Here is a 22,531-nt window from a genome sequence, read left to right as displayed (position 1 = left end):
GTCATCGTCAGGCTAATATCCAAAGCAAACCCTCCGCCTCCTATGAGTCGGAGGGTTTTTGCTTTTAAGGGCCGCAAATTCGATCAAGCGATCGACAGCCGCTCCTGCTCATCCATGGCCAATACGCCACCCGCCAGCAGCTCGGCAATCACGCGGTCGCACCATGCCTGCATCTGCTGTTCGGAGAAATAGCGCTCCCACATAAGGCGCTGGATCGGGTTTTCTTGCAGCCAGGCCAGCAGATCGGGACGAGACTGCGCGCGCACTTCCAGCATATGGAACATGATCAAGGCCTTGGATGCGTGCTTGGCATGCCGGGCCGGCTCCTTGCGGAAAAAGGCGAGCTTCGAGCGGGCCTCGCTCAGGGCCGCACTCACGTTCTCGAAGACGGCGCCATGGCCGGGTATCACAACGCGGGGATTCAGCTCCTCGATCAGCGTCAACGTGGCGTCCACTTCGTCGAAGGCGCCCTCACCCTCGATTTCCGGGAAGACGATGCCGAAGCCGTGCTCCCACAAGGCGTCGGCCGAAACAAGGGTGCGCGAGTGCTGCTCGAACAGAAGCAGGGAATGCGGGTCATGTCCGGGCGCCGCATGGACCTGCCAGCGCAGCCCCGCGTGCTCGATCAAGGCGCCGGGCTCCAGCATGGCCGTGGGCGTGAAGCGGGGGCATTGCTGGCCGGTGGGGCGATAGCTGAGCTGCGCCTCGTCCCAGTCCAGCGCCGCCTGGTAGTGGCCGGGCGGGATCCAGGCCGGGCAGCCATAGACCGCCATCAGGGCTGCGTTGCCGCCGCAGTGATCGGAGTGCAGATGGGTGTTGATGATGCGACTCAGGCCGCGCGCTTCACCGGCAATCGCCTCGGCGACCAGCGCCAGCGTCTGCTGGGCATGGCTGGCGTAGCCGGTGTCGATCAGGATGGGCCCGGCGCTTGGGTCGCCCAAGAGCAGGATCGAGTTGGACGACAGCCAGCCCCGCTCCAGCACGCGTACTTGGGGCGGTAGCAAGGCGTGCGCGGCCGCCATCGTCAGCTGCGCAATTCGCGCCGCAGTATCTTGCCGACGTTGCTCTTGGGTAGCTCGTCGCGGAACTCGATGTATTTGGGGCGCTTGTAGGCGGTGAGCTGGTCATGGCAGAAGGCGCTGAGGTCTTCCTCCGCCAGGGCGGGGTCGCTCTTCACGACATAGAGCTTGACGGTCTCGCCCGAGCGGGCGTCCGGGATGCCCACGGCGGCGCATTCCAGCACGCCCGGATGCATGTTCACAACCTGCTCGATCTCGGTGGGATAGACGTTGAAGCCGGAGACCAGAATCATGTCCTTCTTGCGGTCGACGATGCGGATGAAGCCCGCGGCGTCCATCACGCCGATGTCGCCGCTCTTGAAGAAGCCGTCCGCATACATGACGTTGGCGGTCTCGTCAGGGCGGTTCCAGTAGCCCGCCATCACCTGCGGGCCGCGGATGCAGATTTCGCCGCGCTCGCCCTGCGGCACGTCCTGCCCGGCGTCGTCGCGGATCGCGATCTCGGTGCTGGGCACGGGCAGGCCGATCGAGCCATTGAAGTCGTGCAGGTCGAGCCGGTTGATGGTGGCGACGGGGGCGGTTTCCGACAGGCCGTAGCCCTCCACCACGGGGCAGCCCGTGATGCTGAGCCACTTCTCCGCCGTGGCCTGTTGCACCGCCATGCCGCCGCCGTTGGAGATCACCAGCTCGCTGAAATCCAGGCGCGCGAACGAGGGCTCGTTGGCCAGGGCGTTGAAGAGCGTGTTGACCGCCGGGAACATATTGACGCGGTACTGCTGCAGCGTCGCGATGAAGCCGGGGATGTCGCGCGGATTGGGGATCAGCAGGTTCATCATGCCCAGCCGCGCGCCCAGCATGTAGCAGGCCGTGAGCGCGAAGATGTGATACAGGGGCAGGGCGCAGACGGTGGTGAGCTGCTTGTTGCCGATGCGGGCCAGCATGGGCCCGAACCAGGCCTCGCTTTGCAGGATGTTGGCCACCACGTTGCGATGTAGCAGCGTGGCGCCCTTGGAGATCCCGGTGGTGCCGCCGGTGTACTGCAGGAAGGCCACGTCGTCGGGGCCCACCTCCACCGGCTTCATGCGCATGCCGCGGCCCTCGTCGAGCGCCTTGTTGAAGCGCGTCACGCTGTGGCCGGCACCGGTGGGCAGGCGGAACTCCGGCACCATCTTGCGCACATGGCGCACCGCGAAATTGATCAGCGGGCCGCGCCACCAGCCCAGCAGGTCGCCCAGCGAGGCCAGCACCACATGCTTGATATCGGTGTGGGCAATCGCCTCTTCCAGCGTGGCGGCAAAGTTCTCCAGCACGATGATGGCTTCGGCCCCCGAGTCCTTCAGCTGGTGCTCCAGCTCGCGCGGCGTGTAGAGCGGATTGACGTTCACCACCACATAGCCGGCGCGCAGGATGGCGGCGATGGCGACCATGTACTGCAGCACATTGGGCATCATGATGGCGACGCGCGCGCCGCGCGCCAGCCCCTTGCCCTGCAGCCAGGCGGCCAGCGCCTGCGACATTTCGTCCACCTCGCCAAAGCTCAGGCGCTGCTCCATGCAGGCGGCCGCGTCGCGCTTGGCATGCTTGCGGAAGGCTTCTTCCAGCAACTGCACCAGTGAACGGTAGGTGTCGGTGCGGATCTCCGCCGGAACGCCCTCGGGGTAGCTCTTCAACCAGGGCTTGTCTGCGAGTACTGCGGCCATGTCTCCTCGTCTTGTAGTCGGCGGCGATCTCCGATGGTCAGCGTTGCAGGCCCTGCGCAGCTAGGGGAGTTGCCCTAGTGGATCGTCACCTGTGGGACAAGCGGGGCGAGATAGTTCGAGCGCGCCCGCGTCGGCAGCGAACAAGGCCCGCGCAAACGCCTCTTCGCGCTTGCGCACGCAGGCCAGGAATTCGCCCGAGCCCTTCATGGCCTTGAAGGTGTCGAAGCCGGTCTCCAGAAAATGCTGCAGCGCCGAGAGGCCGGCCGCGCTGGCCGGGCCCCGCATCATGCGCAAGGCCTGGCGCAGCAGCGGCTTGCGCGTGTAGCCATCCAGGGCCGCGCCGATCGCCATGGTGAGGTCGATCTGCTGCTGCCGGTAGCGCGGCTGGGCCACCGCCTGCCAGGCCCTCACATAGCCCTGGGCCGAGAGCTGGGGCGCGGCCAGCTGGCCCGCCATCGCGCTGTCCAGCTGCTCCGAGATGGCGTGCAGTTCGGCGAGCAGGCGCACCGTCTTCACCACCTCGGCGGGGAACAGCCGCGTCAGCGCCGGCACCACGCGCGCGAACTGCGCATCGCGCTCGCTGAAATCGCCCGGGCCGTAGAGTTCCTCAAGAAAGAAGCGCGCGGCGCCGGCATAGCGCGTGCTGGCCAGCAGGTCGGCATAGCTGCGCGAAAAGCGCGCCTGCTGATAGCTCTTGACGGCCTGCACCCGGGCCTCGAGGGCCGGGTCGGCCGCGCGGCGCAGGCGCTCCGCCTCCACTTGCTGCAGGAAACCCAGGATCTCGGCTTGCATCGACCACCTTCAGAGTCTGGACTCAAATTGTGCCGCTGCCGGCGGCCTACACTGGCTCGCAGCTTAGAGGAGGGCGTCGAGATGGCGGGAGTGAATGCGCGCTGGCAACGCCTGCATCTGGGCTTGCGCCTCATGCTTGCCGCGGCGGCGCTGGCCTGGGCGCTGCCGCGCTGGGGCGTCTGGCAGGGGCTCGGCCTGGCCCTTGCGACCTTGATGCTGCAACAGATCGCGCTGCTGCCGGTGTTCTTCTGGCTGCGCGGCTTGCCGCTTGCCGCGGGCGTGCCGCGCCTGGGGCGCTGGCAGGCCATCGCCGCCTGGTGGCGCGAATGCGGCGCGCTGGAGCGCGTGTTCAGCTGGCAGCAGCCCTTTGCCGACCGGGCCGAGCCCGACCATCTGCCCACCCACAGCGCGCAGCGCGGCGTGCTGCTGCTGCACGGCTTCACCTGCAACCGCGGACTCTGGAATCCCTGGATGCGCCAGTTGCGCGAGCGTGGCCAGCCCTTCATGGCGCTCACGCTGGAGCCGGCGTTCGGCAGCATCGATGCCTATGTGCCGGCCATCGACGCGGCGCTGCGGCGGCTTGAGGCCTGCAGCGGCCGTGCGCCCATCATCGTGGCGCACAGCATGGGTGGGCTGGCCGCACGTGCCTGGTGGCGCCATGCGGGGCATGACGGCAGCCGCGTGCACCGCATCGTCACCCTGGGCTCGCCGCATGCGGGCACGCTGATGGCGCGCTTCTCATCGGCGGCCAATGCCCGACAGATGCGCCGCGACTCGCCGTGGCTGGCGACGCTGGCGCAGCTGGAGCAGGCGCAGCACTACCAGCGCTTCGACTGCTTCTTCAGTCATGCCGACCAGATCGTCTGCCCGGCCGGCACCGCCGCCTTGCCGGGCGCGCGCAATCATCACGTGCAGGCCTGCGGCCATCTCGACCTGCTGTTTCACTCCGGCCTGCGCGCCGCAGTGATGGCCTTGCTGCAGGACGCACAAGAAAAAACGCCTTGAGCGCAGGCCTCAAGGCGTTTCGCGGCGCGGCTCGATCGCCGGCGCTCAGATGGGCTCGTCGACCTTCAGCACGCCACGACGGATCTGGTCCAGCTCGATGCTCTCGAACAGGGCCTTGAAGTTGCCCTCGCCAAAGCCCTCATTGCCCTTGCGCTGGATCAGCTCGAAGAAGATCGGCCCGATCACTTCCTTGGTGAAGATCTGCAGCAGCAGCTCGTGCGGCGCACCTTCGTGAGCGGCGCCGTCGATCAGGATGCGCAGGCGCTTGAGCTCCTCGAGGTTCTCGCCATGCTGGGGCAGGCGCTCGTTCACCAGGTCGTAGTAGGTGGCGATGGTGTCCTGGAACACCACACCGGTCGCCTTCATGCCTTCCACCGTAGCGTAGATGTTGTCGGTGCCCAGCGCCACGTGCTGGATGCCCTCACCATGGTAGAGGTCCAGGTACTCGGCGATCTGGCTCTTGTCGTCGCTGCTCTCGTTGATGGGGATGCGGATCTTGCCGCAGGGGCTGGTCATGGCCTTGGACTTCAGGCCGGTCAGCTTGCCCTCGATGTCGAAGTAGCGCACCTCGCGGAAGTTGAAGAAGCGCTCGTAGAACTCGGCCCATTCCTTCATGCGGCCGCGGAACACGTTGTGCGTCAGGTGGTCGATATAGGTTAGGCCGTGGCCCACCGGCTTGGACGGGACCGGCTTGCCTTCGGCATCCAGCAGGGGCACGAAGTCCACGTCGTAGATGCTGATGTTGCCGATCGCGCCGGCGGGCGCGTCGTTCTTGCCCTGCCAACGGTCGACGAAATAGATCAGCGAATCGCCGATGCCCTTGATGGCCGGGATGTTCAGCTCCATCGGGCCGGCCTTGTTGTCAAAGCCCCAGGCGCCGAGCTCCAGCGCGCGCTGGTAGGCGAAGGCGGCGTCCTTGACGCGGAAGGCGATGGCACAGATCGAGGGGCCGTGCAGGCGCGCAAAGCGCTGGGCAAACGAGTCGCCCTCGGCATTGATGATGAAGTTCACCTCGCCCTGGCGGTACAGGGTCACGTTCTTGTGGCGGTGCTTGGCCACGGCTGTGAAGCCCATGGTTTCGAACAGCTTGCCCAGCGCGGCCGGATCGGGCGCGGCGAACTCGATGAACTCGAAGCCGTCGGTGCCCATTGGGTTGTCCCAGGGGGTGAATGCCATGTTGTCTCCTGCAGCGGATGTCTTGCGATGGGTCAAGACTGTAGGTCCAGGGGCCTGCAGGATTCATGCGATTGGCGCGCGACTTTTGTTTTGGTGCGCAGGAAAACTGCAAAAATGCAGAAATGGACAAGGAAACCCAGCTCGATGCCATTGATAAGCGCATTTTGAGGGCGTTGCAGCTCGACGGGCGCGTGACCTATGACGCCCTCGCGGCGCAGGTCAATCTCTCCGCCTCGGCGGTGCTGCGGCGCGTGCGGCGGCTCGAAGAGGCGGGCGTGATCGCGGCCTATGTGGCCCTGGTGAGCCCCGAGCATGTCGGCCTGGGGCTGACGGCCTATATCAATGTGCGGCTGGAAAAGCACACCGAGAGCCACAAGCGCAACCCCATGGACCTGTTCCGCGCCGCGGTGCAGACCTGGCCTGAGGTGGTGGAATGCGCGGCCCTCACCGGCGAGATGGACTATCTGCTGCGCGTACTGGTGCAGGACATGCAGCATTACTCCCGCTTCATCACCGAGACCCTGCTCAAGCACCCCAGCGTGCAGGACTGCAAGACCAGCTTTGTGCTGGACCGCCTGAAGAACACCACGGCCGTGCCGATCTGAGGCCGGCCGCCGGGCTCAATCGGGGCGGCGCGTCAGCACCACCGCCAGTTCCTGCCAGCCCTGCCCATGGCCCACCGCCGCATAGGGCGGTGCCGGCCAATCCCACAGCGCCTGCGGGAACAGCGCGCGCATCGCGTTGATGTCGCAGTGATAGGGCGGGCCCTCCACCACCCCCTGCGCCGCGCTGTCACGCCGGGCCTGCATGAAGAGCGCGAACAGCCGGCCGCCCGGCTTGACCCAGTGCCGCAGCTGCGCCGCGTAGCGCTGCCAGTGATCGGGATGCAGGGCGCACAGGCAGGTCTGCTCGTAGACGGCATCGACCGGGGCTTCCGGCTGCCACAGCAGCACATCGGCCTGCTCCACGCGGCCGGCAAGCCCGCGTGCGGCGAGGGCCTCGCGGGCCAGCGTCACCGCCGCGGGGGCATAGTCCAGGCCGGTGGCGGTGATGCCCGCCGCGGCCAGCGCCAGCAACTCGTGGCCGCGGCCGCAACCGGGCACCAGCAGCGCCTCGCCGGCCTGCCAGCGGCCTTCGGCCAGCCATTGCAGCAATTGGGGATGTGCGGCGCCGCGATCCCAGGGCGTCTGCCCGGATTCAAAGCGCTGCTGCCAAAACTCGAGGGTGGGTCCTGCCATGGCGCAGGATCATAGTTCGCCGTCGAGTTCCTGCAGCAGCTTGAGCGTGTGGTCCGGGCCCAGATTCAGCAGGCTGCCGATCTCGCGCAGATCGTCGGGCACGGCCGGGTTCTCCCAGCTCTCGGAGGTATGCCGGGCCAGGCGCACGGCCAGCTTGGCGCATTGCACCTGCGGATCGTTGCCGCGCTTGTCGTTGGTGATGTGGGCCAGCAACTCGGGCAGGCGCCAGGCCTGCATCAGCGCCTGTTCCAGATCGCCCAGCTCGATGTTCAGCACGGCGCGCTGCGCCACCGCGCTGCGCAGCGCGGGGTCGAGGCGCTGGCGTTGCTGGATCTCCAGCGCCAGGTCGGGCGCATAGCACCACAGCAGCATCTCGGCGAAGTCATGCAAGAGCGCGGCGCTGTGTATCACCGCCGCATCTGGATCGGTGCGGTGCACGGCAAAGCCCAGCGCAAAGCGCGCGGCACGCTCGGCGCGCCTGAGTACGCGCTGCAGGCCGGCCATCGCATCGGGCCGGTCAGCCAGGCGCTGCTCCACCGTGGGCTGAGGGCCGAAGGCGTTGAAGAAGGGCGTGATGCCCATCAGCACCAGGGCCGCGGTGACGGTTTCGGCATCCGCCAGCAGGCGCGCGGAGCGATGCGCCGAGGCGTAGGCCAGCACTTTCAGCGTCATGAGGGGATCGCAAGCGATCTCCTCGCCCAGGCTGTTGGCGTCCACATCGTCCTCGTTGGCACGCCAGAACTCCAGCTGCTCGGCGCTGCGGGCCAGCACGGGGATTTCCTCGCCACGAAAATGCGCGGTCCAACGTGCCAGGTCCGGCAGGGGCTGGGTGAGCGGCGCGTAGTTCATGGCAGCGACATGTCGATATGAGGTGGCAAGCGCGCCCGCGACATCGCGAGGTTTGCGTTCATCGTATATCGACAGCCCAGTCGCCGGCTTGAGTCCGGGCGTCGGCGCGCCCGGACTCCGGCGACATTCGTCACAGTCTGCGCACCCCGGTGAGCATGCCAACGCGCTGGCCGTTCACAAACAAGGTGCCGCCCTCGGCGCCGCGCTCGGCATGGAACTCCACGATGCTGCGTTCCGGCCTCGGCCGCACCTGCGCCAGGCGCAGTGCGGTACGGGTCAGCAGGGCGCTGCCGCGCAGCAGCAGCCGGGTAGTGGGCTCACGCCAATCCGCGTACATGCTGCCTCCGCGTCTTGCTGCGCTGTCGGGCGCCTGGGTCCTTGGATAGAAGCGGCACCACCAGGGCGCCTTCGGGCGCTGCGGCCTCGGCGTACAACTCCAGCTCGGGCTGGCAATAGGCCGCTTTCACACGGGCCAGCCGGCGCGCGGTGCGCAGCAAGGCGGCGCTGCTCCATTGCAGCAAGGGGGCGAGGCGCTGGCGCCAGGCTTCGTAACTCTGAGCGGCATCTTGCGGGCCGCGCAATTCGGTCAATCTCATGGTGGATCTCCAACCCGACCAGCCTTCTTCAGAGGCTTGCCGGTGAATTCAGGGGCTGCTATCGCTGCTGGCGAGTTGCAGCAGCTGCTTGTGCAGATCGCGGCGTTGGGCCTGGCGCTGATGGCCCAGCGCATGGCGTCCGGCCTGGCGCAGCAGGCTGGGCGCGACGATCGGATTGCGCGGCTTGTTCAGGCGCAGGTTCATGGGGCGCGGTGAGGTGAACTGGGTCATGGGTGCAAAACTCCTGGGCAATGCGGCGGCGCCACTGCGGCGCTGCAGCGTCAACGGGGAACACAAGGGCGATGCCAAGCGCAGCGGCCGGACGGACCACCGGGGCGTCAACTGGGAACGAGAGCACTCAGCCTGGCGCTGAGTTCGGTTTGGGCGCTAGCGTCGCGCGGAGCTGCGGCACATGCGGGGCACGGCGGGCCGGTTCGGACCCGCGGGCGGCATGGTGAGCTCTGGCGAGCGGCACCCGGTCAAGGCGTCAATGGAAAGAGGGGCCTCGCCGCGGTGAACCATCCGCGACTTGCGCAAATGATAAACGATTGATTATCTTGCGCAAGTGTTATTTATCGGATCTGATAAACAAATTAGGGGTCAGCGTTATCAGCGCTTTTTGGGCTTGAGCGGCGCGATGCCTTGCTGCAGGCGGCGCCAGGCGTCCAGCTCATCCGCCGGGCTGGGGGCAGGCACGGGTTTGGGACCCGGCAGGGCCGCCGGCTTGAGACCCGCCACGGGCTTGCCGGCACTGGCCGCGCCGAGCGGTGCCGGCTCGGGCGTCAGCACCTCGCCCAGCAGATCCAGCAAGCGCGTGCGCGCGCGCTGCGGATGGCGGCGGTAATAGGTGAGCACCAGGCCGACGATGAAGCGCTCGTCATCATCCTGCGGCACGCTGGGCGTGCTGTCCTGCGGCGCCGGGCCGGCGGCAGCGGGCTGGCCATGGGCGCCATGCTCCTGGTCCATCCAGCCCTGCGGCTTGTGGCACAAGAGCTCGAACTGGCGCGCCAGGCGTTCGCCGATCTGGCGCGAGCGACCCTTGATCTGGCTCCAATAGCTGGGTTGGATCTGCAAGCGCTCCGCGAAACGCCGCTCCAGACCGCGCAGGGCGGCGGCATCGGCGTGTTTGACGGTGGCGGCAACGAACTCTTCAAACAGGAGCATCGCGTTGTCCAAGCGGATCTGGGCGACGTCCCGGGCAGCGGAACACATTTGCGTATGATAAAGCCGGCTTCACCCCAGTTGCCCAGGGTGAGCAAGATAGTGTCGCGCCAGACCCTGTCTACTCCTCGTCGCTGACCTTGTGCGCCGCCATCAGCTGCGCCTGGGTGTTGGGCGGCACCGCCTCGTAGTGCGAGAGCGCCAGGCTGTAGCGCCCCTGGCCGCTGGTCATGGCATTGAGCCGGCTCTGATAGCTGGCAAGTTCGGCCAGCGGGGCCAGGCCCTGCACGGTGATCAGCCCCGGCACCGCGCTGCGCGTGCCGTTCACCTGGCCGCGGCGCGCCGCCAGGTCGCCGGTGATGTCGCCCATCGCGCTTTCCGGGGTGACGATCTCCACATGCACGATGGGCTCCAGCACCAGGGGCCGGGCCTCCTGCACCGCGGCGATCAGGGCCTTGCGGCCGGCGGTCACGAAGGCCACCTCCTTGGAGTCCACGCTATGGTGCTTGCCGTCGAACACCACCACGCGCAGATCCACCAGCGGATAGCCGGCCACCACGCCGCTGGCCAGGGCCTGGCGCACGCCCTTCTCCACCGCCGGCATGAACTGGCCGGGGATGGTGCCGCCCTTGACCTCGTCGCGGAACTCGAAGCCGGCGCCGCGTTCCAGCGGCTCGATGCGCAGATAGACCTCGCCGAACTGGCCGGCGCCGCCGCTCTGCTTCTTGTGGCGGAAATGGCCCTCGGCCGGGGCCGAGACGGTCTCGCGGTAGGCGATGCGCGGTGGCTGGGTTTTGACCTCGAACTTGTAGCTGTCGCGCAGCCGGTCCAGCAGCATGCGCAGATGCAACTCGCCCAGGCCGTAGACCAGGGTCTCGTTGGTGAGGCCCACATGCTCGACCTTCAGGCAGGGGTCCTCGTCCACCAACCGGCTGAGGATTTCCCACAGGCGCTGCTCGTCGCCATGGCGCGAGGGGCTGATGGCCAGGCCGTGCACGGGGGTGGGGAAGTCCAGCGGCGCGAGGTGGATGTGCTCGTCTTCCTGCGCGTCGTGCAGCACCGCGTCGAAGTGCAGCTCCTCGACCTTGGCGATCGCCACCAGATCACCCGGGATGGCCTGGTCCACCTCCACATGCTCCTTGCCCTGCAGCATGAACAGGTGCGAGACGCGGAAGGGCTTGCGCGCGTGGCCCACGAAGAGCTGGCTGTTGCGTGTCAGCGTGCCCTGGTGCACGCGCAGCACGCCCATCTTGCCGAGGTAGGGGTCGGCATTGATCTTGAAGACATGGGCGATCACATGCTTGCCGGCATCGGGCTCGGCCTGCAGCGGCTTGGCGTCGGCGCCTTCGCCCTCCAGGAACTTGGGCGGATTGGCCTCGAAGGGGTTGGGCAGCAGCTTGGCCACCACATCCAGCAGTTCGCTGATGCCGAGGTCGGACTTCGCGGCGGTAAAGCACACCGGGATCAGATGGCCCTCGCGCAGCGCCTGCTCCAGTGGCGCATGCAGCTCGCTGGCGTCCACGTCGCCCTCGTTCAGATAGCGGTCGACGAAGGCGCTGTCCACCTCCACCACCTGCTCCACCAGGGCGCGGTGCGCGGCTTCCACCGAGCCGAAATCCGACTCCCCCGCGCGGTTGAAGAAGCAGTCGACGATGCGGGTGCCGCCGCCGGCCGGCAGATTGAGCGGCAGGCATTCGCGCCCGAAGGCGGCCTGCAGCTGTTCCAGCAGGGCCGGCAGATTGACGCCGGGGGCGTCGATCTTGTTCACCACGATCATGCGCGTGAGGCCGCGCTGCGCCGCCGCCTCCATCATGCGCGAGGCCATCAGCTCGATGCCGTTCTGCGCATTGATCACCAGTACCGCGCTCTCCACCGCCTCCAGCGCCGGCAGCGCCAGGCCCACGAAGTCGGGTGCGCCGGGGGTGTCGATGGCGTGGATGCGCAGGCCCTGGTGCTTCATGTGCACCAGCGAGGCATAGAGCGAATGCTGCATGCGCTTTTCAAGCACATCGTGGTCGCTGACCGTGTTGCCCTTTTCCACTGAGCCCGGCGCCGTGATGACGCCGCAGTGGTGCAAGAGCGCCTCGATCAGGCTGGTCTTGCCCGCGCCGGCGGGGCCCAGCAGGGCCAGGGTCCGGATCTTGGCGATCTCGGCCTGGGCCGCCGGCCCCCCGGCGCCCCCTCGACTACCGTTGGGGCTGTCGGAGGCCATCGCGCCTCCGTCGTTGTGCATCGATGGGCTCGGGGACATGGCATCCTCCTTCTGGGATGGCCCCAGCGTAGAGGATGCGCTGCCCGGCGGCAAGGGGTCAGATCAAAGCCGCCACATTGTTGTCAGGCGGCCACCGCCTGCAACTGCCGTGGCCTGCATGTCGCGGCGGTGAAGGCGTAATCCAGCGCTGGCTGTCGGCCGCTGACGATGTCGGCGATGGCCGCGCCGGAGCCGCAGGCATGGGTCCAGCCCAGCGTGCCATGGCCCGTGTTGAGGTACAGGCCGGCCACCTTGCTGGCGCCGATATAGGGCAGGTTGGAGGGCGTGGCCGGGCGCAGGCCGGTCCAGTACTGGGCGCCCTGGCCATCGGTCATGTGCGGGAAGAGCTCGCGCGTGCGGCGCACGATGGCCTCGCAGCGCACCAGATTGAGCTCGGTGCTGTAGCCGTTCAGCTCGGCCGTGCCGGCGATGCGCAGGCGGTCGCCCAGGCGCGAAAACACCAGCTTGTACTCGTCGTCGGTGAGCGAGACCTGGTAGCTGTGCGCCGGCGCGATCACCGGCAGCGTGACCGAGTAGCCCTTGGCGGGATAGATGTTGAGCGAGACGCCAAGCTCGCGCGCCAGCTGGCGGCTGAAGGAACCCATGCAGAGCACGAAGCGGTCGGCGCTGCGCCGGCTCACCACGCCCGCGGCGTTGGCGACGATGACGCGCTCCACGCCCTGCCGGCCCTGTTCCAGGCCGAGGATGCGGGTCTCGTACTCGAATCGCACGCCGGCCGCCGCGCAGCGCGCCGCCAGCGCCTGGGTGAAGGCATGGGCATCGCCCGATTCGTCGCTGGGCGTCATGCTGCCGCCGACGATCTTGCCGCGGCATTGCGCCAGCGCCGGCTCGATGGCCACGCAATCGTCGGGCGTCTTCATGTCCAGCTCGCAGCCCTGCTCACGCATGATGCGCGCCGGCTCCTGCGCCGCCTCGAACTCGGCCTCGCTGGTGTAGAAGTGCAGGATGCCCTGGCTGCGCTGGTCGTATTGCAGGCCCAGCTCCTGGCGCAGGCTCTGCAGCTTGGCGCGGCTGTAGAGACCCAGGCTGACGATGTTGCGGATGTTGTGGGCGGTGCGGCCGGGCGTGCATTCGCGCAGGAACTGCAGGCCCCAACGCCATTGCGCGGCGTCGGCGCGCAGGCGGAACAGCAGCGGCGCGTCCTCCTTCATCAGCCATTTCAGGACCTTCAGCGGCGCGCCCGGATTGGCCCAGGGCTCGGCGTGCGAGACCGAGATCTGGCCGCCATTGGCATAGCTGGTTTCCAGGCCAGCGGCGCGCTGGCGTTCGATCACGGTGACCTCATGGCCGGCCGCGCGCAGATACCAGGCGGTGGTGATGCCGGTGACGCCGGCGCCCAGGACGATGACATGCATTGCGAATACTCCGTTCGGGTTGAACGCGCAGGCGTGCAGTCTCTGGCGGAAGTGATGCCAAAAGGGATGCGTGCGCCTGGGCGCGCCGCTCCCGCTGTCCTTGGTGCCTGAGAGATTCGGCGCCGGGCTTGCGGCCCGCGCCTTGCTCCTTCGGCGGCCCCATGCATTGCACATGAGGCACTCTCCAGCATTCGGCTTGAAAGCGGATCCAGTACGGGGCCTGAGCGAGTATGGGAGCTTGCGCCTTCGGCGGCGGCTCGCAGGGCGGGCCGCACTCTCCTGAATCCGGGAGCCAGTGTAGCCCAGGTCTTGCATCCGGCAGGCCGCCGCCTGCGTAGACTGCGGGCAAGCGTGGAGGATGCTGCATGCGCAAGACCATTCTGGGGGCCGGCCTGATGCTGCTGCTGGCCTATGGCGCCGCCATGGCCTGGCTGTACTGGCGCCAGGAGCAGCTGCTGTTCCAGCCCGAGCCGCTGGCCGCCGGCCATCGCTTCGAGCTCGGCGCCGATGTGCAGGACCTGCGGCTGAACGTGCCCGGAGCCACGCTCTCGGCCCTGCATCTGCGCCTGCCCCGGCCCAAGGGCCTGGTGTTCTTTCTGCACGGCAACGCCGGCAATCTGCAGACCTGGTTCGTCAACGCCGATTTCTATCGCCGCGCCGGCTACGACCTCTTCATGCTGGACTACCGCGGCTATGGCAAGAGCAGCGGCCATATCGAGAGCGAGGCGCAGCTGCGCGCCGATGTGCGCGCCGCCTGGGACGCCGTAGCGCCGCAGTACCGCGGGCTCAAGCATGTGATCTATGGGCGCTCGCTGGGCACGGGCCTAGCGGCGGGGCTGGCCGCGGAGGTCGGGCCGGAGCTGACCGTGCTGGTATCGCCCTACGCCAGCATGTCGGCGCTGATGCGCGAGCACTTTCCCTGGGTGCCACCGGGCCTGCTGCGCTACCCGCTGGACACCGGCGCCGACGTGGCCCGGCTGCGCACGCCGCTGCTGCTGGTGCATGGCGGGCAGGACAGCCTCATCGCACCCCAGCACAGCGAGGCCTTGTTGCGGCAGCAAGGGCTGGCCAGGCTGGTGCTGGTGCCCGGTGCGGCGCACAACGACCTGCAGCGCTTCGAGCAATACCAGCAGACCCTGCGCGAGGCGCTCGCCGCGCTCTGACTCAGATCGGCAGCGCGCGCGCCAGCAGCGCATCGATGGCGATGCCGCGCGTGTCCAGCGCACCGAACACGCGCCCGCTCTGCGCGTCCAGCAGGCGGCTGGCGATGAAGGCCTCGGCCACCTCGCCGGGGGCATGCTGGCTCATCAGGCAGGCCTGGGCCAGCAGCACCAGGCGCTGCGCGAACTGGCGCCCCAGGGCCTCGAAGTCGGCGGCCGGGGTGCGCGTGAGCAGGTCGCGCAGGGCGGCGAGTTCGCTGCGCAGCGGCGCGCTGTCGCCGGCGAGCTGCTGCAGCTCGTCCAGCAGGGCATGGGCGGCCTGCGGCTCGCGTGCGATGCCGCGCAGCACGTCCAGGCACATCACATTGCCCGAGCCTTCCCAGATCGAATTCACCGGCGCCTCGCGGTACAGGCGCGCCAGCACGCCTTCCTCCACATAGCCGTTGCCGCCCAGCACCTCCATCGCCTCGCCGCTCAGTTCGACGGCGCGCTTGCAGACCCAGAACTTGGCGGCCGGCGTCATGATGCGCTGCCAGGCGCGCTCGGCGGGAGCGTCGGCGCCGCGCTCGAAGGCCTGGGCCAGCCGCATCATCAGGAGCGCCGCGGCCTCGCTTTCCAGCGCCAGATCGGCCAGCACGCTGCGCATCAGTGGCTGCTCGGCCAGGCGCTTGCCGAAGGCCATGCGCTCGCGCGCATAGTGCAGGGCCTGCACCAGCGCCTGCCGCATGATGCCGGCGCTGCCGATCACGCAGTTCAGCCGCGTGTAGCCGGCCATCTCGATGATGGTGGGAATGCCGCGCCCATCCTCGCCCAGCATCAGGCCCCAGGCATCGGCAAACTCGACCTCGCTGCTGCTGTTGCTGCGGTTGCCCAGCTTGGACTTGAGGCGCTGGATGTGGATGGGGTTCTTCGTGCCATCGGGCCGCCAGCGCGGCACCCAGAAGCAGCTAGGCCCGGCCTCGGTGCGCGCCAGCACCAGATGCGCGTCGCACATCGGCGCGGAGAAGAACCATTTGTGGCCGCGCAGGCTGTACTCGCCGCCGCGGCCGCCCGCGCCCAGGGGGGTGGCCAGCGTGGTGTTGGCGCGCAGGTCCGAGCCGCCCTGTTTCTCGGTCATGCCCATGCCCACCCAGAGGCTGGTCTTCTGTTCCAGCGGCAGGTCGCGCGGGTCGTAGGCGCGGCTGTAGAGCTGGCCACGCAGGCGCTCGAACAGCGCCGCTTCCTTCTGTAGCACCGGGATGCAGGCCTGCGTCATGGTGGCGGGGCAGAGGCTGCCGGCCTCGATCTGGCCATGCAGGTAGAAGCCGGCGGCAAAGGCGCTCCAGCGCCCGCGGCGCTCGGTCTCGAAGGCAAGGCTCACCAGGCCCTGGCCGCGGTACTGCGCCAGGAACTCATGCCAGGCCGGGTGGAACTCCACCTGGTCGACGCGCCGGCCGCGCGCATCATGGCTCCTCAGCTCGGGGCCGTGGCGGTTGGCCAGCTCGGCCTGGGCATAGCTCTCGCGCCGGCCCAGCTGCGCGCCGAAATCGAGCAGGGCCGTCTCGGCCCAGTCGGCGCCGGCGCGCGCCAGCGCCTGCCGCAGGATCGGGTCCGTGGCCAACAGGTTGTAGTCGGCGTAGTCATCGACCTGGTTGCTGATGCTGTGCGTCTGCCACATGCCCGGTCTCCATGCTCTCGCTTTGTTGATGCCGGAAGTAGAGCGCAGTCGCTGGCGCTGCGCCATCCGGGGCGGGCCGGGGGCGGGCGAATTCTTTTCGCAATGCCGAATCCTTTTGAGGCCCTTCGCACTCTAGGTCGGTGTCCATCACTTCCAAACCGAGCCACCATGTTCTTCATCAAACGCAATCTGCCGCACTGGGAGCGCGCCCTGCGCATCCTCATGGGTCTGCTCATGGGCGGGGCCGTCTTCATGGGCTGGTTCGGCGCCGGCCCCTTGAGCTGGATGGCGGGCGCCGCCGCCGCCACCCTGGCCTCGACCGCCCTGGTCGGCTTCTGCCCGGCCTGTGCGATGCTGGGGCGCCGCGCCCTGAAGAACTGAGCCACCATGATCCGTGCCCAAGCCCCGCTGATCGAGGCCGCCACCCGCGGCGACCCGGGTGCGCTCTCCAGCCTGCTGAGCGTTTGCCAGCCCGACCTGAAGCGCTTTGCCCGGCGCACCTGCGCCAGCAGCGAGGACGCCGAGGACGCGGTGCAGATCGCGCTCTGGCAGCTCTACCGCAAGATCGGCGCGCTGCGCACCGTGGCTACCTTCGCGACCTGGCTGTTCCGCATCGTCGAGCGCGAGTGCTACCGGCTCTACCGCGGCCGCGGCAAGACCGAGGATCTGGACGAACTGGCGCCCGCCGAGCAGCCCAGCGCGCCGACCCTGCCCACCGATCTGCGCCTGGATCTGCTGCGCGCGCTGGAGCGGCTCAGCCCGGCCCATCGCGAGGTGCTGCTGCTGCGCGATGTGCATGAGCTGACGGCGCCCGAGGTGGCCGCCCAGCTGGGGCTCAGCCTGGAGGCGGTGAAGAGCCGCCTGCATCGCGCACGCGCCCAGGTGCGCGAGCAGCTGCTGGCAAGCGGCTACTGGATGAAGGACGGTGCGCCCGAGCCCGCGGCTGTCGGCACTGGCAAGGACGAGCAGGAGCGCCACCATGTTCTGTAGGCGCTCGGTGGGTGAGCGCCTGGCGCGGGGCGCCGCCGCGCTGGCCCTGCTGGGCGCCCTCCGGCTGCTGCGCGGCTGCCCCATGAGCTGGCTGATGGGCCTGTTTGAAACCGTCGCCCTGCGGCGCGACCGCAAGTCGATCTAAGCGGCCTGGCCCACGGCGCATCGCCCGCCGCGGCAGTTCATGCCGACGCTTGGGCGCTGCGTCGCTCTGTCACGGCTCGGCCGCTGTCGCATGGGGACACTGCCCAGCCTCTTCTCTGCAAGCGACCCTATCCAAGATGAAAAAACTCACGACCCTGAGCCTGGCCGCGCGCGCCGCCCTCCTGTGCCTTGCTGCCGCTGCCACCACGGCCTGGGCTGGCGACGTGGCCGCCGAAGCGGGCGTCACGCCTGCCAAGCCTGCCGCAACTGCCCAGCCCGCTGCCCCGGCCGTGGGCCTGGACGCCTTGCTGCAGGCCGCCTTGGCCGAACACAAACTGCCCGCCATGGGCGCCGTGCTGATACGCCAGGGGCAGCTGCGCGAGCAAGCCGTGCTGGGTCTGCGCGCGAGTGGATCGGCTGACAAGGTGCAGCCAGGCGATGTGTGGCACCTCGGCTCCAATGGCAAGGCCATGACGGCGGTGATGGTGGCGCGCCTGGTGGAGCGCGGCCTGCTGGCCTGGGATGCGCCCTTGAGCCAATTGCTGCCCGAACTGGCCGCCGACATGCAGCCCAGCTACCGCGCGGCCACGCTGCGCGATCTATTTGCCCACCAGGCTGGCATGCAGCCGGACATTGACGAGTCCTGGGCGCCGGTGTTCCAGAAGGACCGGCGCAGCCTCCACGAGCAGCGCCTGGCCTTTGCCCGCCTGGCCCTGGCCCAGACCCCGGCCTTTGCCGTGGCTAGCGCCGATGGCTATTCCAATAGCGGCGTGCTGATTGCCGGCCTGGTGGCCGAGCGTGCCACCGGCCTGCCCTATGAAACCCTGATGCGGCGTGAGCTGTTCGAGCCGCTCGGCCTGGCGAGCGCGGGCTTTGGTGCCACGCACCGCGGCCAGCCGCTGGGCCACAAGGCCGGCGTGCCGGTGGAAGGGCCCGAAGCCGACAACCCGGCCGTGCTGGCGCCGGCCGGTGGCATCCATATGTCCCTGGCGGACTGGGCGCGTTTTGCTGTCGACCAGATGGCCGGCGAGCAGGGCCGCGGCAAGCTGCTCAAGCCCGAGAGCTATCGCTTCCTGCACCAGGCGGCGCGCGCCGGGGGCAAGTTCGCGCTGGGCTGGCGGCTGCAGGGCAGCATGGCGGGTGTGACGGCACGCCACCTCGCACACACCGGCAGCAACGAGCTTTGGTTCGCGCTCATCGCCATGAAGCCCGACAGCGAGGATGCGGTGCTGGTGGTCAGCAATGCCGGCGAGGACGCCAAGGCCGACAAGGCGGTGCGGGAGGTGGCGGTGCGGGCACTCAAGGCGATGGCGCCCTGAGCCCCGGCGCCAGCTGCATGTCTACAGCTGCTTGAAATAGAGCGCCGTCGGGTGCAGCCTGCCCTCCGGGGTGCTCGCGTAGTCCGGGATGTTGCCGGCATGCTGCCAGCCCAGATGGCGGTAGACCTGCTCGGCCTTGGAGCCGCTCTCGGTGTCCAGCACCAGCAGGCTGCAGCCCGCGGCGCGCGCGAGTTCGTCCGCGCGGCGCAGCAGCAGGCTGGCCAGGCCGCGGCCGCGCGCGCGGCTGTGCACGAACAGTTTCTGTAGCTCGCCGCGATGGCGGCCATTGGGCTTCTGGCACAGCGCCAGCTGCACCGAACCCAGCAGTTGCTGGCCCTCCTGCAACACCAGCAGACGCTGGGCCGGGCCCAGGCTGCGCGCCACCTGCTGCCAGTAGGCCTGCGCCTCGGCCATGCCCAGGGGCTTGAGAAAACCCACCGAGGCGCCCTGCTGCACGCTGTCGATCAGCAGCTCGCAGAGCTGGGCGAGCAGGGGCGCGTCGAGCTGCGCCACCTCGTTGAGCAGCAGCGCCGGTACCAGCGTCTTGCCCAGGCAGATCGAGTCGGGCCGCAGCGCGTAGTCGCCGTAGCTGGCGATCTCCCGATAGCCATGGCGCCGATAGAAGGCGAGGGCGCGCGCGTTGGCAGGCCGCGTTTCCAGCCACAGCTCGCGGTAGCCCAGATCCAGGGCCTGCAGCTCCAGATGGCGCAGCAATGCGCTGCCCACGCCGCGCGTGCCGGCTCGCGCATACATGCGCTTGAGCTCGGCAGCATGGCCCTCGCCCAGCGGGCGCAGGGCCGCGCAGCCCAGGCCCTCGCCCTGCGCGCCCAGGGCCACCATGAAGAGCGCGCGCTCGCCGCGCACCGTGTCCGGATCGAAGCGTGCGGCGCCGCTGTCGCCGCTGATGGCCGCCAGCTCGGCGTTCAAGGCCTGCATCAGTTCGAGGGCTACCGGCGCGGCCGGGTCGAGCGGCAGCAGGCGATGGGCGGTGGGTTCGGCGGCAATCTGTGGCATGGTAGAGCCTGCGGTAAAAATTTATCCAGTGACAAATTATTAACCAATGGTTAGCAAAAACGCAAATCCCACCGCCCGCCCCACCGGCGCCAAGGGCTTGCACCCCAGCACCGGGGTGGTGACGCCCGCACCAGAGGGGGATCGGCCGGCCGCCAAGCCGGTGCCGCGCACGCGCCAGAAATTGGCGAGGCCGGAAGGGCCGCTGAAGCGGCAGGCGCGCAAGAGCGTGGGCGAGGATGCGGCGCCCAGCGCCTCCAAGCTGCGCCGGGCGGCGCACAAGGAGGCGCTCGAGCAGGCCATCCTGGATGCCGCCCGCGCCCTGTTTGCCGAGCGCGGCCACGAGGCCGTCACGCTGCGCGAGGTGGCGGCCGCGGTGGGCTATTCACACGCCACCATCTACAGCTTTTTTGCCGAGAAGCGCAGCCTGCTGGCGCGCCTCAGCGAGGAGGGGGCCGAGCTGCTGCGCGATTGCCTGGCCGGGCAGGCCGGGCCGGGGGGGGGGGCAGGGCCTCGCCGCGGATGCGCGCCGCCAGCGCGTCCACGCCGAGGTTCAGGCCGCCGGCGTAGTCGCCCGCCTTGAAGGCCGGGCTGATCTGGTTCTGGATGATCTGCTTGGCCGCCAGATCCGGCACCGCGCCTTCCAGCGCCTTGGCCACCTCGATGCGCAGCTTGCGATCATCCTTGGCCACCACGATCAGCAGACCGTCGCCCACCTCGCGCCGGCCGATCTTCCAGGCATCGCCGACGCGCTGCGCATAGGCGGCGATGTCCTCGGGCGCGCTGCTGGCCACCATCAGGATCACCAGCTGCGCGCCGCTCTCCTGCTCGAACCTGGCCAGCTTGGCCTCCAGCGCGCTGCGCTGCGCGGCATTGAGCGTGCCGGTCTGGTCGATCACCTGCGCGGTCAGCACCGGCACGGCCTTGAGCTCCTGCGCCCACGCGGGCAGGGCGCAGCAGGCCCAGAGCAGCAGCGGCAGCAGCCAGCGGCGCATGGCGTTCCTCGCTTGCGCTTACTTGGAGGCCGGCTTGTCGAAGCTCACCGTCGGCGCGTTCTTGATCTCGGCCTCGTTCTGCACCTGGAAGTTGGGCTTCACCGCGTAGCCAAACGCCATCGCCGTCAGATTGCTGGGGAAGGAGCGCGTCAGCACGTTGTAGTCGGCTACCGACTTGATGTAGCGGTTGCGCGCCACGGTGATGCGGTTCTCGGTGCCCTCCAGCTGCACGCGCAGATCCTGGAAGCCCTGGTTGGCCTTCAGGTTGGGGTAGTTCTCGCTCACCACCAAGAGGCGCGAGAGCGCGCCGCTCAGCTCGCCCTGGGCGGCCTGGAATTTCTTCAGCGCCTCGGGGTCCTTGGCCAGCTCGGGCGTGACCTGGATGGCGGTGGCCCTGGCACGCGCCTCCACCACCTTGGTGAGCGTCTCCTGCTCGAAATTGGCCTCGCCCTTCACCGTGTTGACGATGTTGGGGATCAGGTCGGCGCGGCGCTGGTACTGGCTCAGCACCTCGGCCCAGCTGGCGCTGACCTGCTCGTCCAGGCGCTGGAATTCGTTGTAGCCACAGCCGCTCAGGCTCAGGGTGGCGGCGGCCAGGCTGCCGATCAGTGCGGCGCGTTTCAGACTCGAACTCATGGCAAGACTCCCGTATGGATTCGATGACGCAGCGGCAGATGGTGCCAACCGTGTCCAGATCAAGGCTGGCCGAGTATCGCAGCGGATAATCACGCCATGAGTGCCACCTTGCAAAACGACACCTTCCTGCGCGCCTGCCTGCGCCAGCCCACCGACTACACCCCCGTCTGGCTGATGCGCCAGGCCGGGCGCTACCTGCCCGAGTACCGCGACACGCGGGCCAAGGCCGGCAGCTTCATGGGTCTGGCCACCAACACCGACTACGCCACCGAGGTGACGTTGCAGCCGCTGGAGCGCTACCCGCTGGATGCGGCCATCCTGTTCAGCGACATCCTCACCGTGCCCGACGCGATGGGCCTGGGCCTCTCCTTCCAGCTCGGCGAGGGTCCCAAGTTTGCGAAAGTGGTGCGCGACGAGGCCGCGGTGGCCGAGCTGGCCGTGCCCGATATGGCCAAGCTGCGCTATGTGTTCGATGCCGTCGGCTCGATCCGCAAGGCCCTGAACGGCCGCGTGCCGCTGATCGGCTTCTCCGGCAGCCCCTGGACCCTGGCCTGCTATATGGTGGAAGGCGGCGGCTCGGACGACTACCGCCAGGTCAAGAGCCTGATGTATGCGCGCCCCGACCTGATGCACCGCATCCTGCAGATCAATGCCGATGCCGTGGCCGCCTACCTGAACACCCAGATCGAGGCCGGCGCCCAGGCGGTGATGCTGTTCGACTCCTGGGGCGGCGTGCTGGCCGACGGCATGTTCCAGCGCTTCAGCCTGGACTACTCGCGCCGCGTGCTGGCGCAGGTGAAGACCGAGCATGAAGGCCAGCGCATCCCGCGCATCCTCTTCACCAAGGGCGGCGCGCTGTGGCTGGATGAGATCGCCGCCGCCGGCGCCGATGTGGTGGGTCAGGACTGGACCGCCAACCTCGGCAAGGCGCGCGCCCAGGTGCAGGACCAGGTGGCCCTGCAGGGCAATCTGGACCCGAACGTGCTGTTCGCCCCGCCCGCGGCGATCCGCGAGCAGGCCCGTGCGGTGCTGGACAGCTTCGGGCGCCCGCAGCGCGCCGATGGGGGCTGGGGCGGCCATGTCTTCAACCTCGGCCATGGCATCAGCCAGCACACCCCGCCGGAGCATGTGCTGCACCTGGTCGACGAGGTGCACAACTACTCGCGCAAGTTGCGCTGAGGCCGGGCTTCGGGCTGCGGCCAGGGTGTGAATTAGGCCCAGCCTGCTCGGACTTATCCCCAATTTGAGGCATGTCACCGGCGCAGGCTTCAGATGCTGCATTGCAGCTTGGGGTTTTCACGATTGAAGCCTAAGTGTTTGATTTCAAAGGGGGCGCCCCGCGGGGCTCTGCCCGGGGCTGGCGGGCCGTGCGCTTAGCGGACGGCAGTGTCGGGAAGAAATTGAATATGTTTCCCACAAAGTTATCCACAGGCTGGTGTGGATTCCCGGAAAGCCC

The 22,531-nt window shown here is 68.5% G+C and carries 24 protein-coding genes, 1 pseudogene and 2 riboswitches; of the genes and pseudogenes, 9 read left to right on the top strand and 16 right to left on the bottom strand.

Features of this window, described 5'->3' with window-relative positions; all coding sequences use genetic code 11:
- Window positions 1-83: 83 nt before the first annotated feature.
- From AC3WQY_RS21060 to AC3WQY_RS21050, 3 genes are read right to left on the bottom strand one after another with little or no spacing between them, the layout of a single operon-like run.
- Complete coding sequence (locus AC3WQY_RS21060; protein ID WP_492710501.1) at window positions 84-1,022, bottom strand: MBL fold metallo-hydrolase; 939 nt, start codon at window positions 1,020-1,022, stop codon at window positions 84-86.
- 2 nt (window positions 1,023-1,024) lie between these two features.
- A complete protein-coding gene (locus tag AC3WQY_RS21055; RefSeq protein WP_492710500.1) occupies window positions 1,025-2,719 on the bottom strand; it encodes a long-chain-fatty-acid--CoA ligase in 1,695 nt (564 codons plus the stop codon).
- Window positions 2,720-2,779: 60 nt separating this feature from the next.
- Window positions 2,780-3,511: a DUF8198 family protein gene (locus AC3WQY_RS21050; protein WP_492710499.1), complete on the bottom strand. Its 732-nt coding sequence runs from the start codon at window positions 3,509-3,511 to the stop codon at window positions 2,780-2,782.
- Window positions 3,512-3,592: 81 nt separating this feature from the next.
- Between AC3WQY_RS21050 and AC3WQY_RS21045 the strand changes: the two genes are divergently transcribed.
- Window positions 3,593-4,516 carry an esterase/lipase family protein gene (locus tag AC3WQY_RS21045; RefSeq protein WP_492710497.1) on the top strand — a complete coding sequence of 308 codons (924 nt, stop codon included), beginning with the start codon at window positions 3,593-3,595 and terminating at the stop codon, window positions 4,514-4,516.
- A 45-nt stretch (window positions 4,517-4,561) separates the two neighbouring features.
- Here AC3WQY_RS21045 and hppD read toward each other — a convergent pair whose 3' ends face one another.
- Window positions 4,562-5,692 (bottom strand): 4-hydroxyphenylpyruvate dioxygenase, encoded by a 1,131-nt coding sequence (hppD, locus tag AC3WQY_RS21040; protein WP_492710495.1) that lies wholly within the window; start codon window positions 5,690-5,692, stop codon window positions 4,562-4,564.
- A gap of 122 nt (window positions 5,693-5,814) precedes the next feature.
- Here hppD and AC3WQY_RS21035 point away from each other — a divergent pair, with 122 nt between their 5' ends.
- The gene (locus AC3WQY_RS21035) at window positions 5,815-6,297 is read left to right on the top strand and encodes an Lrp/AsnC family transcriptional regulator (RefSeq protein WP_285233903.1); all 483 of its coding nucleotides are present in this window, start codon (window positions 5,815-5,817) and stop codon (window positions 6,295-6,297) included.
- A 15-nt stretch (window positions 6,298-6,312) separates the two neighbouring features.
- Here AC3WQY_RS21035 and AC3WQY_RS21030 read toward each other — a convergent pair whose 3' ends face one another.
- The 8 genes from AC3WQY_RS21030 to AC3WQY_RS20995 form a co-directional block, all read right to left on the bottom strand.
- Complete coding sequence (locus tag AC3WQY_RS21030; RefSeq protein ID WP_492710494.1) at window positions 6,313-6,930, bottom strand: methyltransferase domain-containing protein; 618 nt, start codon at window positions 6,928-6,930, stop codon at window positions 6,313-6,315.
- 9 nt (window positions 6,931-6,939) lie between these two features.
- A complete protein-coding gene (locus AC3WQY_RS21025) occupies window positions 6,940-7,779 on the bottom strand; it encodes an HDOD domain-containing protein (RefSeq protein WP_285233901.1) in 840 nt (279 codons plus the stop codon).
- A 130-nt stretch (window positions 7,780-7,909) separates the two neighbouring features.
- Window positions 7,910-8,116: a hypothetical protein gene (locus tag AC3WQY_RS21020; protein WP_492710493.1), complete on the bottom strand. Its 207-nt coding sequence runs from the start codon at window positions 8,114-8,116 to the stop codon at window positions 7,910-7,912.
- Window positions 8,097-8,375: a hypothetical protein gene (locus AC3WQY_RS21015; protein ID WP_285233899.1), complete on the bottom strand. Its 279-nt coding sequence runs from the start codon at window positions 8,373-8,375 to the stop codon at window positions 8,097-8,099. Before AC3WQY_RS21015 ends, AC3WQY_RS21020 begins: the two co-directional genes overlap by 20 nt.
- A gap of 48 nt (window positions 8,376-8,423) precedes the next feature.
- Window positions 8,424-8,606, bottom strand: coding sequence for a hypothetical protein (locus AC3WQY_RS21010; RefSeq protein WP_492710492.1), 183 nt, complete (start codon window positions 8,604-8,606; stop codon window positions 8,424-8,426).
- A 378-nt stretch (window positions 8,607-8,984) separates the two neighbouring features.
- Entirely contained in the window at window positions 8,985-9,539 is a 555-nt protein-coding gene (locus AC3WQY_RS21005; RefSeq protein ID WP_285233897.1) for a hypothetical protein, read from the bottom strand.
- A gap of 118 nt (window positions 9,540-9,657) precedes the next feature.
- Entirely contained in the window at window positions 9,658-11,748 is a 2,091-nt protein-coding gene (gene fusA, locus AC3WQY_RS21000) for an elongation factor G (RefSeq protein WP_492710502.1), read from the bottom strand.
- Between the two features lie 122 nt (window positions 11,749-11,870).
- Window positions 11,871-13,163: a D-amino acid dehydrogenase gene (locus tag AC3WQY_RS20995; RefSeq protein ID WP_492710491.1), complete on the bottom strand. Its 1,293-nt coding sequence runs from the start codon at window positions 13,161-13,163 to the stop codon at window positions 11,871-11,873.
- 84 nt (window positions 13,164-13,247) lie between these two features.
- Window positions 13,248-13,361, bottom strand: a riboswitch (glycine riboswitch).
- Between the two features lies 1 nt (window position 13,362).
- Window positions 13,363-13,455, bottom strand: a riboswitch (glycine riboswitch).
- A 73-nt stretch (window positions 13,456-13,528) separates the two neighbouring features.
- Between AC3WQY_RS20995 and AC3WQY_RS20990 the strand changes: the two genes are divergently transcribed.
- Entirely contained in the window at window positions 13,529-14,326 is a 798-nt protein-coding gene (locus AC3WQY_RS20990; RefSeq protein ID WP_492710490.1) for an alpha/beta hydrolase, read from the top strand.
- A 1-nt stretch (window position 14,327) separates the two neighbouring features.
- Here AC3WQY_RS20990 and AC3WQY_RS20985 read toward each other — a convergent pair whose 3' ends face one another.
- Window positions 14,328-15,980, bottom strand: coding sequence for an isovaleryl-CoA dehydrogenase (locus AC3WQY_RS20985; RefSeq protein WP_492710489.1), 1,653 nt, complete (start codon window positions 15,978-15,980; stop codon window positions 14,328-14,330).
- A gap of 168 nt (window positions 15,981-16,148) precedes the next feature.
- Here AC3WQY_RS20985 and AC3WQY_RS20980 point away from each other — a divergent pair, with 168 nt between their 5' ends.
- From AC3WQY_RS20980 to AC3WQY_RS20965, 4 genes are all read left to right on the top strand, one after another.
- Entirely contained in the window at window positions 16,149-16,361 is a 213-nt protein-coding gene (locus tag AC3WQY_RS20980; RefSeq protein WP_285233893.1) for a YgaP family membrane protein, read from the top strand.
- 6 nt (window positions 16,362-16,367) lie between these two features.
- The gene (locus AC3WQY_RS20975; protein ID WP_492710488.1) at window positions 16,368-16,970 is read left to right on the top strand and encodes an RNA polymerase sigma factor; all 603 of its coding nucleotides are present in this window, start codon (window positions 16,368-16,370) and stop codon (window positions 16,968-16,970) included.
- Entirely contained in the window at window positions 16,960-17,115 is a 156-nt protein-coding gene (locus tag AC3WQY_RS20970; protein ID WP_492710487.1) for a hypothetical protein, read from the top strand. The genes AC3WQY_RS20975 and AC3WQY_RS20970 overlap by 11 nt, the downstream gene beginning before the upstream one ends.
- Window positions 17,116-17,251: 136 nt before the next feature.
- Window positions 17,252-18,433 carry a serine hydrolase domain-containing protein gene (locus AC3WQY_RS20965; RefSeq protein WP_492710486.1) on the top strand — a complete coding sequence of 394 codons (1,182 nt, stop codon included), beginning with the start codon at window positions 17,252-17,254 and terminating at the stop codon, window positions 18,431-18,433.
- 21 nt (window positions 18,434-18,454) lie between these two features.
- Here AC3WQY_RS20965 and AC3WQY_RS20960 read toward each other — a convergent pair whose 3' ends face one another.
- The gene (locus AC3WQY_RS20960) at window positions 18,455-19,447 is read right to left on the bottom strand and encodes a GNAT family N-acetyltransferase (protein ID WP_492710485.1); all 993 of its coding nucleotides are present in this window, start codon (window positions 19,445-19,447) and stop codon (window positions 18,455-18,457) included.
- 46 nt (window positions 19,448-19,493) lie between these two features.
- On the opposite strand from AC3WQY_RS20960, the pseudogene AC3WQY_RS20955 reads away from it, so the two are divergent.
- A pseudogene (locus AC3WQY_RS20955) lies at window positions 19,494-19,871 on the top strand (helix-turn-helix domain-containing protein); the annotation flags it as partial.
- Window positions 19,872-19,884: 13 nt separating this feature from the next.
- Here AC3WQY_RS20955 and AC3WQY_RS20950 read toward each other — a convergent pair.
- Together AC3WQY_RS20950 and AC3WQY_RS20945 are read right to left on the bottom strand one after the other, a co-directional pair.
- Entirely contained in the window at window positions 19,885-20,439 is a 555-nt protein-coding gene (locus tag AC3WQY_RS20950; RefSeq protein WP_492710484.1) for a TPM domain-containing protein, read from the bottom strand.
- A gap of 18 nt (window positions 20,440-20,457) precedes the next feature.
- Window positions 20,458-21,075 (bottom strand): LemA family protein, encoded by a 618-nt coding sequence (locus tag AC3WQY_RS20945; protein ID WP_492710483.1) that lies wholly within the window; start codon window positions 21,073-21,075, stop codon window positions 20,458-20,460.
- Window positions 21,076-21,171: 96 nt separating this feature from the next.
- Here AC3WQY_RS20945 and hemE point away from each other — a divergent pair, with 96 nt between their 5' ends.
- The gene (gene hemE, locus AC3WQY_RS20940) at window positions 21,172-22,254 is read left to right on the top strand and encodes a uroporphyrinogen decarboxylase (protein ID WP_492710482.1); all 1,083 of its coding nucleotides are present in this window, start codon (window positions 21,172-21,174) and stop codon (window positions 22,252-22,254) included.
- Window positions 22,255-22,531: the final 277 nt, after the last annotated feature.

This window comes from Roseateles sp. FW301-B2 (assembly GCF_058788955.1).
This window is presented reverse-complemented; position numbering and strand designations above follow the sequence as displayed.

Excerpts from the sequence above, each read along its gene's own strand:
- AC3WQY_RS21060 (WP_492710501.1), bottom strand. The coding sequence starts at position 1,022 with ATGGCGGCCGCGCACGCCTTGCTACCGCCCCAAGTACGCGTGCTGGAG.
- AC3WQY_RS21055 (WP_492710500.1), bottom strand. The coding sequence starts at position 2,719 with ATGGCCGCAGTACTCGCAGACAAGCCCTGGTTGAAGAGCTACCCCGAG.
- AC3WQY_RS21050 (WP_492710499.1), bottom strand. The coding sequence starts at position 3,511 with ATGCAAGCCGAGATCCTGGGTTTCCTGCAGCAAGTGGAGGCGGAGCGC.
- AC3WQY_RS21045 (WP_492710497.1), top strand. The coding sequence starts at position 3,593 with ATGGCGGGAGTGAATGCGCGCTGGCAACGCCTGCATCTGGGCTTGCGC.
- hppD (WP_492710495.1), bottom strand. The coding sequence starts at position 5,692 with ATGGCATTCACCCCCTGGGACAACCCAATGGGCACCGACGGCTTCGAG.
- AC3WQY_RS21035 (WP_285233903.1), top strand. The coding sequence starts at position 5,815 with ATGGACAAGGAAACCCAGCTCGATGCCATTGATAAGCGCATTTTGAGG.
- AC3WQY_RS21030 (WP_492710494.1), bottom strand. The coding sequence starts at position 6,930 with ATGGCAGGACCCACCCTCGAGTTTTGGCAGCAGCGCTTTGAATCCGGG.
- AC3WQY_RS21025 (WP_285233901.1), bottom strand. The coding sequence starts at position 7,779 with ATGAACTACGCGCCGCTCACCCAGCCCCTGCCGGACCTGGCACGTTGG.
- AC3WQY_RS21020 (WP_492710493.1), bottom strand. The coding sequence starts at position 8,116 with ATGTACGCGGATTGGCGTGAGCCCACTACCCGGCTGCTGCTGCGCGGC.
- AC3WQY_RS21015 (WP_285233899.1), bottom strand. The coding sequence starts at position 8,375 with ATGAGATTGACCGAATTGCGCGGCCCGCAAGATGCCGCTCAGAGTTAC.
- AC3WQY_RS21010 (WP_492710492.1), bottom strand. The coding sequence starts at position 8,606 with ATGACCCAGTTCACCTCACCGCGCCCCATGAACCTGCGCCTGAACAAG.
- AC3WQY_RS21005 (WP_285233897.1), bottom strand. The coding sequence starts at position 9,539 with ATGCTCCTGTTTGAAGAGTTCGTTGCCGCCACCGTCAAACACGCCGAT.
- fusA (WP_492710502.1), bottom strand. The coding sequence starts at position 11,748 with ATGGCCTCCGACAGCCCCAACGGTAGTCGAGGGGGCGCCGGGGGGCCG.
- AC3WQY_RS20995 (WP_492710491.1), bottom strand. The coding sequence starts at position 13,163 with ATGCATGTCATCGTCCTGGGCGCCGGCGTCACCGGCATCACCACCGCC.
- AC3WQY_RS20990 (WP_492710490.1), top strand. The coding sequence starts at position 13,529 with ATGCGCAAGACCATTCTGGGGGCCGGCCTGATGCTGCTGCTGGCCTAT.
- AC3WQY_RS20985 (WP_492710489.1), bottom strand. The coding sequence starts at position 15,980 with ATGTGGCAGACGCACAGCATCAGCAACCAGGTCGATGACTACGCCGAC.
- AC3WQY_RS20980 (WP_285233893.1), top strand. The coding sequence starts at position 16,149 with ATGTTCTTCATCAAACGCAATCTGCCGCACTGGGAGCGCGCCCTGCGC.
- AC3WQY_RS20975 (WP_492710488.1), top strand. The coding sequence starts at position 16,368 with ATGATCCGTGCCCAAGCCCCGCTGATCGAGGCCGCCACCCGCGGCGAC.
- AC3WQY_RS20970 (WP_492710487.1), top strand. The coding sequence starts at position 16,960 with ATGTTCTGTAGGCGCTCGGTGGGTGAGCGCCTGGCGCGGGGCGCCGCC.
- AC3WQY_RS20965 (WP_492710486.1), top strand. The coding sequence starts at position 17,252 with ATGAAAAAACTCACGACCCTGAGCCTGGCCGCGCGCGCCGCCCTCCTG.
- AC3WQY_RS20960 (WP_492710485.1), bottom strand. The coding sequence starts at position 19,447 with ATGCCACAGATTGCCGCCGAACCCACCGCCCATCGCCTGCTGCCGCTC.
- AC3WQY_RS20950 (WP_492710484.1), bottom strand. The coding sequence starts at position 20,439 with ATGCGCCGCTGGCTGCTGCCGCTGCTGCTCTGGGCCTGCTGCGCCCTG.
- AC3WQY_RS20945 (WP_492710483.1), bottom strand. The coding sequence starts at position 21,075 with ATGAGTTCGAGTCTGAAACGCGCCGCACTGATCGGCAGCCTGGCCGCC.
- hemE (WP_492710482.1), top strand. The coding sequence starts at position 21,172 with ATGAGTGCCACCTTGCAAAACGACACCTTCCTGCGCGCCTGCCTGCGC.